Below are 14441 nucleotides of genomic sequence, written 5' to 3'. Positions count from 1 at the left end.
GCAGACGGGGGAAGCACGCATTGTCCGAACAAGAGACGCCCCCTCGGTCCGGACGCCGGGGGACGTTGCTGCTGGGTCTGGCTGTCGCTGCCGGCGGCTTGCCGTTGGGGCTGCTGTGGTGGCTGCTCGCCCCGACGGTCCCGCTGCGGATGACCGATGACGGCGCGGTCCTGATTGAGGCCCAGCCGGAGCAGTTCATCGCCGCCGACGGATGGTTCGTCCTGCTTGGCCTCAGCTTCGGGGCGCTCGCGGCCGTGGCGGCGTGGACGTTCGGCAGTCGTCGCCGCGGGACCGCGCAGCTGATGGCGGTGACCGTCGGCGCGTTCGCCGCGGGCCTGGTGGCCTGGTGGCTGGGGCGTCAGATCGGTCTGGACGCCTATGAGCGTCTGCTGGACTCGGCGGCGGTGGGCAGCGAGTTCGGCAAGCCCGCCGATCTGCGGTCCGCGGACGCGCGCCTGCTGTGGGGCTTCCTGCCGATGGTGGGCGGTGACGTGCTCGCCCCGGGCCTGGGGGCGGCGGTGGCCTACACGCTGCTCGCCGGCTGGTCCCGCCACGAGACGCTGCGCCCGCACGAGGAGCCCGAGCCGGATCCGCCCTGGCCGGCGGCGGACCCGTCGGTGGCGTCGGGGCCGCACCCCGACCAGGGTTCCGGACACGGCGCCGAGCGCCGCGCCGGCCTCAGGCCCCGGTTGTTCCGCCGCCGTTGAGGTCAGTTCAGCGGGCTGACCGCCCAGTGCGACAACGGTCGCGGCACCGCCCGGACCCGGGCCAGCAGCTGCGTCTCCCGGCGCAGCAGGCCCAACTCCATCCGTAGCCGGGTGGCGGCGTCCGGCGCGGCCAGCAGCCGCTGCCGGTCCGCGACGGTCAGCTCGGCGGTCGCGGCCACCAGGTACGACAGCAGCCGGGCGTCATCGGGCAGCTGTTCGGCCAGCTCCGCCTCCGGCCGCAGCGTCGCGAGGTAGCCACGCAGCGCCGCCAACACCCGGGGCGCCAGCTCGTCGGCGCCGTCCCCGGCCTCGTCGGCGAGGGCCTCGGCGTCGGCCACCAGATAGGGCTTGTCGGTGATCTCCAAGCCGGTGATCTGGAACCGTCGACCGCCGACCGCGACGATGTCAAGACGACCGTCCTCGCGCTCGGTGACCTGCCGCAGCGACGCCACGCAGCCCACCGAGTGCAGCGTCACCGCCGCGCCGGCCCGGGTACCCGCCGCCGGCGCGACCTCCTCGCCCCGGTGGATGGCGATGACGCCGAACTCGCGCGGCGTGCCGTCGGGCAGATCCATGAGATGACGCACCAACGCCCGGTACCGGTCCTCGAAGACGTTCAGCGGCAGCACCAGCCCAGGGAACAGCACCGTGTTCAGCGGGAACAGCGGCAGCGCGACGCTCACCCCGCCAGCCTAGCCGCGCCCCGCCGCGCCGTAGACTGCCTGTGTGCTGACCGGGATTGCGTTGCGCCGTATCGACCTGCGGGGCAGCTCCGCCGACCCCCGGGGCGCCCTGCCCCGCGCCCAGCTCGACGTGTCCGAGGCCGTCGAGCGCATCCGTCCGCTCGTCGAGGCGGTCCATGAGCGCGGTTTCGCCGCGATCGCCGAGGCCACCGAGCGTTTCGACGGTGTCACGATCACCCGCCTGCGTGTGCCTCAGCCCGAGATCGACGCCGCCGGGCGCGCCCTGGAGCCGGCGGTGCGCGCCGCGCTCCTGGAGGCCATCGCGCGGGCCCGACGGGTCCACCGCGACCAGCGCCGCTCCGATCACACCACCCAGGTGGTCCCCGGCGGGACGGTCACCGAGCGGTGGATCCCGGTGCGGCGGGTGGGCCTCTACGTGCCCGGCGGTCTGGCGGTCTACCCGTCGACGGTCGTCATGAACGTCGTTCCGGCCCAGGAGGCCGGCGTCGAGCAGCTCGTCGTGGCGAGCCCACCGCAGGCCGACAACGGCGGTCTGCCCGACGCCCGCGTGCTGGCCGCCTGCTCGCTGCTCGGCGTCACCGAGGTCTACGCCGTCGGCGGCGCCCAGGCCATCGCCATGCTCGGCTACGGCAGCGACGGGGCCGCCGGTCCCGCCGACCGGTGTGAGCCGGTCGATGTCATCACCGGCCCCGGCAACATCTGGGTCACCGCCGCCAAGCGTCTGCTGCGCGGCGTCGTCGGCATCGACGCCGAGGCCGGCCCGACCGAGATCGCGATCCTGGCGGACGACACCGCCGACCCGGCGCACGTCGCCGCCGACCTCATCAGCCAGGCCGAGCACGACCCGTTGGCGGCCAGCGTCCTGGTCACCACCTCCACCGAGCTGGCCGACGCGGTCGACGCCGAGCTGACCAGGCAGGTCCCCGCGACCAAACACGTCGAGCGGATCACCACCGCACTGGCCGGCCCACAGTCGGGAACAGTCCTGGTCGACGACATCGACGCCGGCCTGCGGGTCGTCGACGCCTACGCCGCCGAGCACCTGGAGATCCAGACCAGGCAGGCCCGGTCGGTGGCGATGCGGGTCCGCAACGCCGGCGCCGTCTTCGTCGGCGCGTACGCTCCGGTCTCCCTGGGCGACTACTGCGCCGGCTCCAACCACGTCCTGCCCACCGGGGGGTGCGCCCGACACTCCTCGGGCCTGTCGGTGCAGTCGTTCCTGCGCGGCGTCCACCTCATCGAGTACGACGCCCCGGCGCTCGCCGAGGTCGCCGAGCACGTCGTGAACCTGGCCAACGCCGAGGATCTCCCGGCGCACGGCCAGGCCGTGCGCGTCCGTTTCCCCACCGACGGCTGACCGGCGTGACCACCCTCGGCGACCTGCCGGTCCGGGACGAGCTGCGCGGGCGTTCCCCGTACGGGGCGCCGCAGCTCGACGTGCCGGTGCGGCTGAACACCAACGAGAACTCCCACCCGTTGCCCGACGAGGTCGTCGAGGCCATCGCGACAGCGGTGCGCGCCGAGCTGGCCGGCCTCAACCGGTACCCGGACCGCGACGCGGTCGCGCTGCGCGCCGACCTGGCCGCGTACCTCGGGCACGGCCTCTCCGTCGCGAACGTGTGGGCGGCCAACGGCTCCAACGAGGTCCAGCAGCAGCTGTTGCAGGCGTTCGCCGGACCGGGCCGGACCGCCCTCGGCTTCGTACCCGCCTACTCGATGCATCCGCTGCTCGCGCTGGGCGTCGGGACCACCTGGCTGCCGGGCGTCCGGGGCGACGACTTCGACCTGACGCCCGGGCACGCCGCCGCCCAGGTGCGCGAGCGCCGGCCCGACGTGGTCTTCGTCTGCTCCCCGAACAACCCCACCGGCACGGCGTTGCGGCCCGACACGCTCACCGCGATCCTCGACGCCGCCCCGGGCATGGTCGTCGTCGATGAGGCGTACGCCGAGTTCGCCCGGCCAGGCACGTCCAGCGCTCTGGCCCTGCTGCCCGGACGGCCCCGGTTGGTGGTGACCCGCACGATGAGCAAGGCGTTCGGGTTCGCCGGTGGACGCCTCGGCTACCTGGCCGCCGACCCGGCCGTGGTGGACGCCGTCCAGCTGGTCCGGCTGCCGTACCACCTGTCGGCGCTGACCCAGGCCGCCGCCCGCGCCGCCCTGGCGCACCGTGACGCCCTGCTGGCCGGCGTTGACTCGATCAAGGCTGAGCGGGACCGCATCGTCGTCGCGCTGCGCGAACGGGGCCACATGGTGGCCGACAGCGACGCCAACTTCGTGCTGTTCCACGTCGCCCCCGGCCGCCATGCCGTTGGCCGGGCCGCTCCGGCCGCGGACGACGCGGGTCACGTCGTGTCACCGGCGGACGCCGCTGCGCTGACCGCGTCGGCGACGGACGCCGGCGACCAGGCTGCCGTGTGGCGGGCGTTGCTCGACCGGGGCGTGCTAGTCCGCGACGTCGGCCTGCCCGGCTGGCTGCGGGTCACCGCCGGCACGGCCGCCGAGACCGACGCCTTCCTGACCGCCATCGAGGAGCTGCCATGAGCCGTGCCGCCCGGATCGCACGGGTCACCAAGGAGACCGACGTCGCCGTCGAGCTGGACCTCGACGGCGCCGGCGCCGGCGCGATCAGCACCGGCGTCGGGTTCTTCGACCACATGCTCGACCAGCTGCGTCGGCACGGCGGGTTCGACCTCACCGTCCGCACCGTCGGCGACCTGGAGATCGACGCCCACCACACGATGGAGGACACCGCGATCGCCCTGGGCGAGGCGTTCGGCGCCGCGTTGGGCGACAAGGCGGGCATCCGCCGGTACGGCTCGGCGCTGATCCCGATGGACGAGGTCCTCGTGCGGGCGGCGGTCGACCTGTCCGGCCGCGCCTACGTCGTGCACGACGAGCCGGCGCTCGCCCCCTACATCGGACCGGTCTACCCGACGTCGATGACCCGGCACCTGCTGGAGTCCTTCGGCCACGCCGCGAAGATCACCCTGCATGTGTCGGTGCTGCGCGCCGCCCGTCCCGGCGCCCAGCCGGACGCCCACCACGTCGTCGAGGCGCAGTTCAAGGCGTTGGCCCGGGCGCTGCGGGAGGCGGTCACGCTGGACCCGAGGGTCACCGGGGTCCCGTCGACCAAGGGCGCGCTGTGAGCGCGGCGCTGCCCATCCTGGTGATGGCGCTGGCCGGGGTCCTGGCCGGCGGGGCGTGGTCCCTGCACCGGCAGGGCGCCCCGCGCCGCAGCGTGGCGCTCGTCGCCGGGCTCGCGGCGTTGGCGCTGGCCGGCGGCGTGCTGTGGCTGATCCCCGGGGCGCGCTGATGCGCGTCGTGGTGCTCGACTACGGCTCGGGGAACCTGCGCTCAGCCCAGCGGGCCCTCGAACGCGCCGGCGCGGACACCGTCGTCACCGCCAATCTGGACGCCGCCGCACAGGCCGACGGCCTGGTCGTGCCGGGGGTCGGCGCCTACGCCGCCTGCATGGCCGGCCTCACTGAGCTGGGCGGCGGTCCGGTGATCGCCAATCGGGTCGCCGAGGCTCGTCCGGTGCTGGGCATCTGCGTCGGCATGCAGATCATGTTCGAGCGCGGCGACGAGCACGGCGTCCGCACCGACGGCCTCGGCCTGCTGCCCGGGGCGGTCACCCAACTGCCGACGCGGCGGCTTCCGCACATGGGCTGGAACACCGTCACGGCGCCGGTAGGCGCCGGGATCGGCGAGGGCGAGCGCTGCTACTTCGTCCACTCCTACGCGGCCAGCGACGTGGCGGCGCTGACCGCCGCCGGCGCGCAGGTCGCCACCGCCCGGCACGAAGACGCCGTCTTCGTGGCCGCCGCGCGGCTGGGCGCGTTGACCGTCACCCAGTTCCACCCGGAGAAGTCCGCCGACGCGGGCGCGGCGCTGCTGCGCGCCTGGGTGGGGGGCCTGGGCCGGTGAGCAAGGAACGGGCCCGGCGTCGCGAGGCGCGGCTGGCCGGGCAGGCCACCGCGCGCGAGGACCGTGCCCGTGCCGACGCCCGCCGGCAACGCCGTCGGACGCTGCTGTCCCGACTCGTCCCGCGCCGGCCCGACCGCCGCGTCGGCCGGGTTGACCGGTGGTCCCGGGCCGAGCGGTCCACCGCCGCCGGCCTGACGCTGGCCGCGCTCGGCGTCATCTGGACTCTGATCCACCCGCTGGCGTTGCAGGTGGCGCTGACCCTCGTGCTCCTGCTCGCCGCCCCGGCGATCATCACCGTCGCCCGTCGTCGCCTGTGAGCCACCGCCAGAAACCGGAGCCTGACATGAGCCTGATCCTGCTGCCCGCCGTCGATGTCGCCGACGGCCAGGCCGTCCGCCTCACCCAGGGCGAGGCCGGCACCGAGACCTCCTACGGGCACCCCCGCGACGCCGCCCTGACGTTCCAGGCCGCCGGCGCCCGGTGGCTGCACCTGGTCGACCTGGACGCCGCCTTCGGCCGCGGGACCAACGCCGACCTGCTCGCCGAGGTCATCGGCTCCCTCGACATCAACGTCGAGCTGTCCGGCGGCATCCGCGACGACGAGTCGCTGCGCCGAGCCCTGGCCACCGGCGCCGCCCGGGTGAACCTGGGCACCGCCGCACTGGAGAACCCGCAGTGGTGCGACCGGGTCGTCGGCGAGCACGGCGACCGGATCGCCGTCGGCCTGGACGTGCGCGGGCACACCCTGTCCGCCCGCGGCTGGACCAAGGACGGCGGTGACCTGTTCGAGGTGCTCGAACGCCTCGACAAGGCCGGCTGCGCCCGGTACGTCGTCACCGACGTACGCCGTGACGGCATGCTCAACGGCCCCAACCTGGAGCTGCTGCGCGAGGTATGCGCCGCCACTGACAAACCCGTCGTGGCCAGCGGCGGCGTGTCCAGCCTGGACGACCTGCGCGCCCTCAGCGCCCTCGCCGGCATCGGCGTCGAGGGCGTCATCGCCGGCAAGGCCCTGTACGCGGGCGCGTTCACCGTCGAGCAGGCGCTCGCCGCGCTGGCGGAGTCGGCCGCGTGAGCCTGTCCGTCCGGGTCATCCCGTGCCTGGACGTCGACGCCGGGCGGGTCGTCAAGGGCGTCAACTTCGTCGACCTGCGCGACGCCGGCGACCCGGTCGCGCTGGCCGCCGCCTACGACGCCGCCGGCGCCGACGAGCTGACGTTCCTGGACGTCACCGCCTCCGTCCACGACCGGGGCACGATGCTGGACGTGGTGCGCCGCACCGCCGAGAGCGTCTTCATCCCGCTGACTGTCGGTGGCGGGGTGCGCAGCGTCGCCGATGTGGACACTCTGCTGCGGGCCGGCGCCGACAAGGTCGGCGTCAACACCGCCGCCATCGCCCGCCCCGCGCTCATCGCCGAGATCGCGGGCCGGTTCGGCCGTCAGGTGCTGGTGTTGTCGTTGGACGTGCGGCGCTGTCGGGACACCGCCAGCGGCTTCGAGGTCACCACCCACGGCGGCCGACGCGGAACCGGCCTGGACGCCCTGGAGTGGGCGCAGCAGGCCGCCGAGTTGGGCGCGGGGGAGATTCTGCTCAACTCCATGGACGCCGACGGCACCAAGGCCGGCTTCGACACCGCGCTCATCACGGCCGTCCGGGCGGTCGTCGACATCCCCCTGATCGCCAGCGGCGGCGCGGGTCGCGCGGCGGACTTCCCGCCCGCGGTGGCCGCCGGCGCCGACGCCGTCCTGGCCGCCAGCATCTTCCACTTCGGCGAGGTCAGCATCGGCGAGGTCAAGCAGGTGCTCCGCGACGCCGGTCACCCCGTCCGTTGACGCCCGTCGGCTACCGGGTGCCTGGCTGGCCGTTCGTACACTGCTGACGTGTCGGCCGTCATTCAGTTCAGCGTCCTCGGGCCGGTCGAGGCCGCCGTGGACGGACGCCCGTTGGCGCTCGGTGGCCACAAGCCCCGGGCGTTGCTCGCCGCGCTGGTCGCTGAGCACGGCCGGGTCGTCAGCGTCGACCGGATCGTTGACGCGTTGTGGGACGACCGTCCGCCGCGTTCGGCCCGCGGTCTGATCCAGACGTACGTCGCTGGCCTGCGTCGCGCTTTCGAAACAGCCGGCGCGTCCGGAGTGCTGCGCCGGGAAGGGAACGGGTATCTGGTCGTCGCGGGCGCGGTGGACGCGGCCGGGTTCGTCGAACGGGTGGAGCTGTCGCGGGGGCATCGGGTCGCCGGGCGCCTGGCTGAGGTCGTGGGAGCGCTTCGCGAGGCGTTGGCGATGTGGCGGGGCGCCGCGTACGGGGGGCTGGCCGGTCCGGTCCTCGGTCCGGCTGCCGCGGCGCTCGACGAGGCCCGGCTCTCAGCCCTTGATGAGCGCATCGACGCCGAGCTGGCGTTGGGCCGGCATCAGCAGCTGGTCGGCGAGCTGACCGGTCTGGTCGCCACCTACCCGCTCCGGGAGGGTCTACGGGCCAGCCTCATCCGTGCGTTGGGCCACTGTGGACGACAGGCCGAAGCGCTGGAGGTGTACCGGCGGGGCCGGGCGGCGTTGGTGGAGGAGCTGGGGATCGAGCCCGGCCCGGTGCTGCGCGCGGCCCAGGCGGCGGTCCTCGGCGGCGGTCCGCTGGTGGCCACTGGCCCGGCTCAGCCGGCCGAGACCTCTACGTCGCGCGCCCGCCCGGCGCAGTTGCCGGCGGCGTTGCCCGATTTCGTCGGCCGCGCCGATGAGCTGGCGGCGCTGTCGCGTGCGCTGGCGCCGCCACCGGGGGGCGTGGCCCCGCCGGTGGCGGTGATCACCGGGCGGGGCGGGGCCGGCAAGTCGACGCTCGCGGTGCGGGTGGCGCATCGACTGGCCGGTCATTACCCGGACGGCCAGCTCTACGCGGGGTTGGCGGGAATGAGCGCCCATCCGACGCCGCCGGAGCAGGTGCTGCGTCGGTTTCTGCGTGCCCTCGCCGTGGATGTCGTTGGCGACGGCATCGACGACCTCGCGACCGCGTTCCGCAGCGCGGTCGCTGACCGGCGGCTGCTGGTCGTGCTGGATGACGCTCAGGGCGCCACGCAGGTGACACCCCTGCTGCCGGGGGCGGCGGCCTGCGGGGTTCTGATCACCTCCCGTGCGCGGCTCGGGGCTCTGCCCGCCAACCGTGTGGATCTTGACGTGCTGCCGGCCGACGACGCCCGGCGACTGTTGGCAGCGATCACCGGCGATGACAGGGTCCACGACGAGCCCACCGCGGCCAGCGCCATCGTGGCCGCCTGCGGCGCCCTGCCGTTGGCGTTGCGGATCGCTGGCGCGCGGCTGGCGAGCCGGCCCCACTGGCCGGCTTCGAGGCTGGCGGCCAGGCTGGCCGACTCCCGGCTCGTCCTCGATGAGCTGGAGCTGGGCGACGAGCAGGTGCGGGTGAGCGTCTGGCTCAGCTACCGGGGGCTGGGCCCCGCCGCGGCCCGGTTGTTGCGGTTGCTCGGCCTCCTTGGAGCGCCGGACGTGGCGCACTGGGTCGCCGCGCCGCTACTCGGCGTCGATGAACAGATCGCCGAGGACGCTCTCGAGGAACTGATCGAGGCGCGGCTGGTCGATGTCGCGTCCGGCGTCGGTGGCGCCGCGATGCGGTGCCAACTGCACGGCCTGGTGCTGGCGTTCGCCGCCGAGCGGGCCAGAGCCGAGGCCGGCGACGGGCACGCGGACTCGGCGGCCGTGCGGCGCCTGGCGGAGGCGTGGCTGTGGCTGGTGACCAGGATCGGCGCGTCCAGACCCCAGGCGACGGTGGCCGTCCACCGCCGCCTTGGCCCGACGCCGGCGCCCCTCGACCCGACCTTGGTCGAGCTGGCGCTGGCCGACCCGAACCGCTGGCTCGACGCCGAACGCGCCGGCCTGGTGGCCACTGTGGAGCGGGCCGCCGAGCACGGCGCCCATGCCGCCGCCTGCGACCTGGCATCTGAGCTGACCGCCTCGGTCCTGGTCACCGGGAACCATTTCGAGATCTGGGACCGCACCCACGCCGCGGCGTTGGCGGCGGCGGTTCGTGCCGGCGACCAGATCGCCGAAGCTGTGCTGCTCGCCGGGCTGAGCCGACTGCGTTGCGAGCAGGACCGGTTCGACGAGGCGTTCGGGCATGCCCAGCGGGCCCTGACGTTGTTCGAGGGCGCCGGCGACACCCAGGCGGTCGCCGCGCTGCTCGCGCACGTGGGCAGCATCTGCCGCGAACGGGGCCGGTTGCCGGAGGCGGCCGACCGGCTCCAGGCAGCCCTGCGGACGGCCAGGGACCTGGGCGACGTCCCGGCGGTCAGTTACGCCGTCCGGCTGCTTGGCGCCGTCGAGCTGGAGGCCGGCGACATCTCGGCCGCCGAAGCGCATCTGAACGAGGCGTTGGCGCTGTACCGGGCGGCCGGCAACGCCCACGGCGAGGCGACGGCGTTGCGGTCGCTCGGCCTGTGCCGCCGCGCCGCCGGCGACCTGGACGGAGCGGTCAGGCTGTTCGAGCGTGCCCGGCTGGCGTTCGACGCCCTCGGCGACGAGCTGATGGTGGCGTACTCGGAACGGGCGCTGGCGAAGACCTGGATTCGGCAGGGCCGGCTGGATCCGGCGGCCGCGCGGTTGCCGGAGGTCCTGCGGACCTGCCGCCGGCTGCGCGACAGGTGGGGCGAGGCGATGACCCTGCGGGTGCTGGGGGAGTTGGCGGTGGCCCGTGCCGAATGGACAGCGGCCCGGGACATCCTGGGCGAGTCGATCGCGGTCTGGACCGAGATCGGAGCAGACTCCGGGCGGGCCCGGAGTCTGCTCACCCTGGCGCAGGCGTTGTCCGGCGGCGGCGACCACGCGCGCGCCGCGTCGGTTCACGACGAGGCGCGCGCGTTGCTGGTCCGGTGCGGCTGCGGCAGGTCCGTCTAGTCGGCTGCGATCGCGCTATCCGGCTGTCGTCACGCGGCCAGCGGCGCCTCGATGTTGTTGTCCTCGACGTCGCTGTCGGGGTATTGGTGGCCATTGGTGTTGACGCTCTCCACCCACAGGCTCAGGGTTCCGGTCGGCTTCCCAGCCGAGGTGAACCCCAGGGTGTGCCGCATCGATGCGCCTGGGGCCACTGCCGGGAAGACGCAGCGCGCGGTGGCCTCGTCGGGGTCGCCCGTCGGTTTGTTCTCGCACTGCTCCCAGCCGTTGGCGCCGACCAATGTCCCAGTGCCCATCACCAGCAGCCCGGTGTGACCGACCGCGAACCGGCCCCGGTTGTGGATGTCGACAGTCACCGTGGTGGTCCAGCCGCCGCCTGGCTTGGGCGTCACCTGTGGCCGTCCAGCGGTGACGGCCAGGTCCGTCACCTTGGGGTTGGGTCCGAACGCCGTCGGGCCGTCGGTCTGGCGGAACTTGCCCTCGCGCATTCCGAACGTGCGCCACTGGTGCTGCGGCGAGTCCTGGGCCTGGGTGCAGCAGGGTCGGTAGTCGCCGACGTCGACCTGGACGTCGCCGGCCTCGCCCGGCTTGATCGACCAGATCTTCATGATGTCCCTGCCCTCGACTCCGGCGCCCGTGTGGGCCAGCCGACCCAAGGTGATGATCTTGCCGCTGGCGTTGCGGTCGAACACGAGCACCTGACGGTCCTCCCACTGCGGGTTGCAGCTCACCTGGACGACGGTTTCCTTCGCGCCGTCATGGTCGATGTCGGTGTGCAGCACCGCGCCGACCAGGCGCACGAGGTCAGCCTTGCCCTTGCTGAACTTGACCGGCCCAGATGCGCAGAACTCCGCGTCCTCGACCGGCCACGCCGGGATCGTCAATGTCGCCTCCCGGAGCGTGGCCAGGGGGATCAGACCATCGGGGGCCGAGGCCTCGGCGCCGCTGGCGGCTCGGGGCGCCGTGCCGGCCGCTACGGATTCCGTACCGCCGGCGACGCCGAGCGCCACCATCAGCGCCGTTGCCGGCAGAGCGACCAATCCGTAGCTACGGAAAGCGAACATGGTGTTCTCCTCATCGGATCCTGCCGGGCCGCGATCGAGCCCCGCTGACAGCCACCACCTTCCCCGCCGTCGCTGTAACGTCGCTTCAGGGATTCTTCAACTGCCCGCTGCCATGATCGACGCCTTCGTTCCCGACGCCTGGCGCCGCTCAGCCGTCGCTGATTCGGCCTGTCCCAGCAGATTGACCCCGTCCTACGCTTGCGGCGACTGCGGCCGCGTACGCCGGCTGCCAGGGGCGAAGCACGCCGACCGAAACGCCTGGAGGAGTTCGTCATGACCCCGCAAACCCTGTGCTACGAGCCCGGCAGCGCGCTCATCGATGTTTACCACGGATCGGGTGACGGCGGACCGGCCCCGACTGTGCTGCTCTGGCACGGCAGCGGCCCGAGCGAACGCCGGGCGCTGGCCCCGCTGGCCGCTGCCGCCGCCGCGGCGGGCCTGACCGTGTTCGTGCCGGACTGGCGCTCCACCGATCCCGATGGCGGCTGGTCGCTCCTGGCCGCCTCGATCGACTTCGTCCGTAGTCGGGGCGCCCAGTTTGGCGGTGACCCGGGCGGATTCGTCCTGGCCGGTTGGTCGCTGGGCGCTCGCGCGGCGGTGGCCACGCTCACCCGACCGGACGCTGCCGGCGGCTGGGCACCGGCCGTCGACATCGGGTGGCGACCGGAGCAACTGGGCGACTGGCAGCCGTCCGCCGTGGTGGGGCTGGCCGGCAGTTTCCCCCAGCCACAGCGGGTCGCAGAGCTGGTGGACGCCCCGACGCCGCTGTGGTTGGCGCACGGGGTCGCCGACCAGATCGTGCCCGTCGACGATTCCCGTCAGCTGCGGGACGTGCTGTCACGGCGTGGCTGGTCGGTCCGCCTGGACGAGCTGGACGTCGACCACGCCGGGATCGTCATGGCCGGGTTCGACGAGTCCGCCGACGTCTGCGTGCCGGCGACCGATCCGGTGGTCCTCGACGCCGGGGCGGTGGTCGTCGCCGCGCTCGCCGTCGCCGCCGGGCTGGCGGGCCACGGTGGTGGCGACCGTGAACAGGGGGATGAACCGGTGCGCCAGGGGGCCGATCGCCGCCGCGTACAGCAGCGTTCCGACGCCGACTGATCCGCCCAGCAGCCAGCCGATACCCAGGACGACCAGCTCCAGCGCGGTGCGGGCCCGGCGGATCGTCCAGCCTGGCCGCCGGGCCACGATTCCGGTCATGAGGCCGTCGCGCGGCCCAGGGCCGAGCCGGGCGCCGATGTAGAGCCCGGTCGCCACCCCGTTGAGCAGGACGCCGCCGACGAGAAACGTCGCCCGGAGCAGCAGACCGTCCGGTGTGGGCAGCAACCGCAGCACCGCGTCGACGGCGAGTCCGATGACGATGACGTTGCTGACGGTCCCGATTCCGGGGCGTTGGCGCAACGGGATCCAGAGCATGAGCACGAGCACGCCGGTGGCGATGGTCACCTGTCCGATGCTCAGGACGGTGCGGTTGGCCACGCCCTGGTGGAACACGTCCCACGGGTTGAGCCCCAGATTCGCCTCGATCATCAACGCCATGCTCAGTCCGTACAGGGTCAGGCCGAGTTGAAGCTGGATGAGCCGCCGCGCCGGCCGGTCGCCCAGCGCTGAAGCCACTGCATTGCCCAACGCCCTCATGCATGCCACTCTGAAGGCCAATCTGTCGCGGCGCGAGAGCCAATTAAGGGGTGGTGGCCTTGACCAGCGCGATGCGGGGTACCCAACTGGCCCGACTGCTCGGCCAGTGGCATGCGCTCCCGGGCCGTCGCCGGAGCCCGGACTACGCGGCCCTGGCGGGCGCGGTCCGCGGCCTGCTCTCCGACGGCCGCCTCGCCCTGGGCGTGCGGCTGCCCGCCGAACGCGAGCTGGCCGAGTCTCTCGCCGTCAGCCGGACCACCGTCTCGGCGGCCTACCGGCGCCTGCGCGACAGCGGGCACCTCACCAGCCGGCGCGGCGCCGGCAGCTGGACCACCCTGCCCGCTGGACACCGCGTCGCCAGCTCCGGGCTGTGGACCCCCGCCGACGACCTGAACCTCATCGACCTGGGCTGCGCCGCACTGGCCGCCCCGCCGCAGCTGCCCGACGTCGTCCGCGCCGCCGCCGATGACCTGCCCCGGTACCTGGGCGGGGCCGGGTACCACCCGGTCGGCATCGGCGAGCTGCGCGAGGCGGTCGCCGCCGGCTACGACGCCCGCGGCCTGCCCACCCACCCTGACCAGATCATGATCACCAACGGGACGCAGCACGCCCTCGACCTGGTCCTGCGGCTGCTCGTCCCCGCCGGCGCCGGCGTCCTGGTTGAGTCGCCGACCTACCCGAACGCGCTGGCCGCCCTCGCGGCGCGGCGGGCCCGGATCGCCACCCACGGCGTCGATGCCGGCGGCTGGGACGACGAACTGCTGCTCGGCAGCCTGCGCCAGGGCCGCCCGAGCCTGGCGTACGTCATCCCCGAGTTCCAGAACCCCACCGGGCAGCTCATGTCGGCGGACCTGCGCGAGCGCCTCGTCGTCGCCGCCCAGGCTGTCGGCACCGACCTGGTCGTCGACGAGTCCTTTGCCGACCTGGCCCTGGACGGCGGCCCGATGCCGCCGCCGGTGGCGGTCTTCGACCGCCGTTCCCGGGTGGTGTCCATCGGCGGGATGAGCAAGCCGTACTGGGGCGGGCTGCGGATCGGCTGGGTGCGCGCGTCGGCCCCGTTGGTGCAGCGACTGGCGGCGCTGCGGGTCGGCGTCGACATGGCCAGCCCAGTGCTGGAACAGCTTGTCGCGGTGCGGCTGCTGGCGCAGGCCGACGTCATCGTCGGCGCCCGACGACGGGAGCTGACCGCCCGCCGGGACGCCCTCGCGGCCGCGCTGCGTCAGTGCCTGCCGGAGTGGTCGTTCGCCATGCCGGCCGGTGGGGTCACTTTGTGGGCGGAGCTGGACGGCCCGATCTCCAGCGCCCTGGCCCGGGCCGCCGAACGGCTCGGCGTGCGACTGGCGCCCGGACCCCGGTTCGGCCTCGACGGGACCCTGGAGCGGTTCCTGCGCCTGCCGTTCACCCTGGCCCCGGCGGAGCTTGAGGAGGCAGTGCGCCGGATCGCCGCCGCCCGTTACGACCTCGACTACGTCACCGAGCCGCGCTGGGCCACCCCGCAGGTGATCGCGTGA

Annotated in this window: 13 protein-coding genes and 1 pseudogene; 11 read left to right on the top strand and 3 right to left on the bottom strand. The window is 73.9% G+C overall.

All coding sequences use genetic code 11. The annotated features are described in order from the left end of the window. Window positions 1–20: 20 nt before the first annotated feature. Window positions 21–707, top strand: coding sequence for a DUF2567 domain-containing protein (locus tag ABD287_RS06230; protein ID WP_344169630.1), 687 nt, complete (start codon window positions 21–23; stop codon window positions 705–707). 2 nt (window positions 708–709) lie between these two features. On the opposite strand, the gene ABD287_RS06225 is transcribed toward ABD287_RS06230, so the two are convergent. After that, window positions 710–1390: an LON peptidase substrate-binding domain-containing protein gene (locus ABD287_RS06225; protein ID WP_344169628.1), complete on the bottom strand. Its 681-nt coding sequence runs from the start codon at window positions 1388–1390 to the stop codon at window positions 710–712. A gap of 46 nt (window positions 1391–1436) precedes the next feature. Here ABD287_RS06225 and hisD point away from each other — a divergent pair, with 46 nt between their 5' ends. The 9 genes from hisD to ABD287_RS06180 are packed head-to-tail and all read left to right on the top strand — an operon-like array spanning window position 1437 to window position 10231. Further along, window positions 1437–2768, top strand: a complete 1332-nt coding sequence (gene hisD / locus ABD287_RS06220) for a histidinol dehydrogenase (protein ID WP_344169887.1) — start codon at window positions 1437–1439, stop codon at window positions 2766–2768. A 5-nt stretch (window positions 2769–2773) separates the two neighbouring features. Beyond that, on the top strand, window positions 2774–3952 hold the full coding sequence (locus tag ABD287_RS06215; protein ID WP_344169625.1) for a histidinol-phosphate transaminase: 1179 nt from the start codon (window positions 2774–2776) through the stop codon (window positions 3950–3952). Next, entirely contained in the window at window positions 3949–4557 is a 609-nt protein-coding gene (gene hisB, locus ABD287_RS06210; protein WP_344169622.1) for an imidazoleglycerol-phosphate dehydratase HisB, read from the top strand. Before ABD287_RS06215 ends, hisB begins: the two co-directional genes overlap by 4 nt. After that, a complete protein-coding gene (locus ABD287_RS06205; RefSeq protein WP_344169619.1) occupies window positions 4554–4724 on the top strand; it encodes a hypothetical protein in 171 nt (56 codons plus the stop codon). The genes hisB and ABD287_RS06205 overlap by 4 nt, the downstream gene beginning before the upstream one ends. Continuing rightward, window positions 4721–5338: an imidazole glycerol phosphate synthase subunit HisH gene (gene hisH, locus ABD287_RS06200; RefSeq protein WP_344169884.1), complete on the top strand. Its 618-nt coding sequence runs from the start codon at window positions 4721–4723 to the stop codon at window positions 5336–5338. The genes ABD287_RS06205 and hisH overlap by 4 nt, the downstream gene beginning before the upstream one ends. Further along, entirely contained in the window at window positions 5335–5655 is a 321-nt protein-coding gene (locus ABD287_RS06195) for a hypothetical protein (RefSeq protein ID WP_344169616.1), read from the top strand. Before hisH ends, ABD287_RS06195 begins: the two co-directional genes overlap by 4 nt. Window positions 5656–5681: 26 nt before the next feature. After that, window positions 5682–6413 (top strand): bifunctional 1-(5-phosphoribosyl)-5-((5-phosphoribosylamino)methylideneamino)imidazole-4-carboxamide isomerase/phosphoribosylanthranilate isomerase PriA, encoded by a 732-nt coding sequence (gene priA, locus ABD287_RS06190; protein ID WP_344169613.1) that lies wholly within the window; start codon window positions 5682–5684, stop codon window positions 6411–6413. Then, window positions 6410–7171, top strand: a complete 762-nt coding sequence (gene hisF, locus ABD287_RS06185; RefSeq protein WP_344169610.1) for an imidazole glycerol phosphate synthase subunit HisF — start codon at window positions 6410–6412, stop codon at window positions 7169–7171. The genes priA and hisF overlap by 4 nt, the downstream gene beginning before the upstream one ends. 48 nt (window positions 7172–7219) lie before the next feature. Continuing rightward, window positions 7220–10231 carry an AfsR/SARP family transcriptional regulator gene (locus ABD287_RS06180; protein WP_344169607.1) on the top strand — a complete coding sequence of 1004 codons (3012 nt, stop codon included), beginning with the start codon at window positions 7220–7222 and terminating at the stop codon, window positions 10229–10231. A gap of 29 nt (window positions 10232–10260) precedes the next feature. Here the strand turns inward: ABD287_RS06180 and ABD287_RS06175 are convergent, their stop codons facing one another. Both ABD287_RS06175 and yczE read right to left on the bottom strand, forming a co-directional pair. Further along, window positions 10261–11292, bottom strand: coding sequence for a hypothetical protein (locus ABD287_RS06175; RefSeq protein WP_344169604.1), 1032 nt, complete (start codon window positions 11290–11292; stop codon window positions 10261–10263). 989 nt (window positions 11293–12281) lie between these two features. After that, window positions 12282–12930: pseudogene (yczE, locus tag ABD287_RS06170) on the bottom strand (membrane protein YczE); the annotation flags it as partial. Between the two features lie 59 nt (window positions 12931–12989). Between yczE and yczR the strand changes: the two are divergent. Continuing rightward, window positions 12990–14441 (top strand): MocR-like transcription factor YczR, encoded by a 1452-nt coding sequence (gene yczR, locus ABD287_RS06165; RefSeq protein ID WP_344169598.1) that lies wholly within the window; start codon window positions 12990–12992, stop codon window positions 14439–14441.

This window comes from Pilimelia columellifera subsp. columellifera, assembly GCF_039532605.1.
Taxonomy (GTDB): domain Bacteria; phylum Actinomycetota; class Actinomycetes; order Mycobacteriales; family Micromonosporaceae; genus Pilimelia; species Pilimelia columellifera.
Note: the sequence above shows the minus strand (reverse complement) of the source record. Positions and strands in the feature narration are given on the sequence as shown.

Bases quoted from the DNA above. Each gene is read 5' to 3' on its own strand.
- hisB (WP_344169622.1), top strand. From the start codon at position 3,949: ATGAGCCGTGCCGCCCGGATCGCACGGGTCACCAAGGAGACCGACGTC.
- priA (WP_344169613.1), top strand. From the start codon at position 5,682: ATGAGCCTGATCCTGCTGCCCGCCGTCGATGTCGCCGACGGCCAGGCC.
- ABD287_RS06175 (WP_344169604.1), bottom strand. From the start codon at position 11,292: ATGTTCGCTTTCCGTAGCTACGGATTGGTCGCTCTGCCGGCAACGGCG.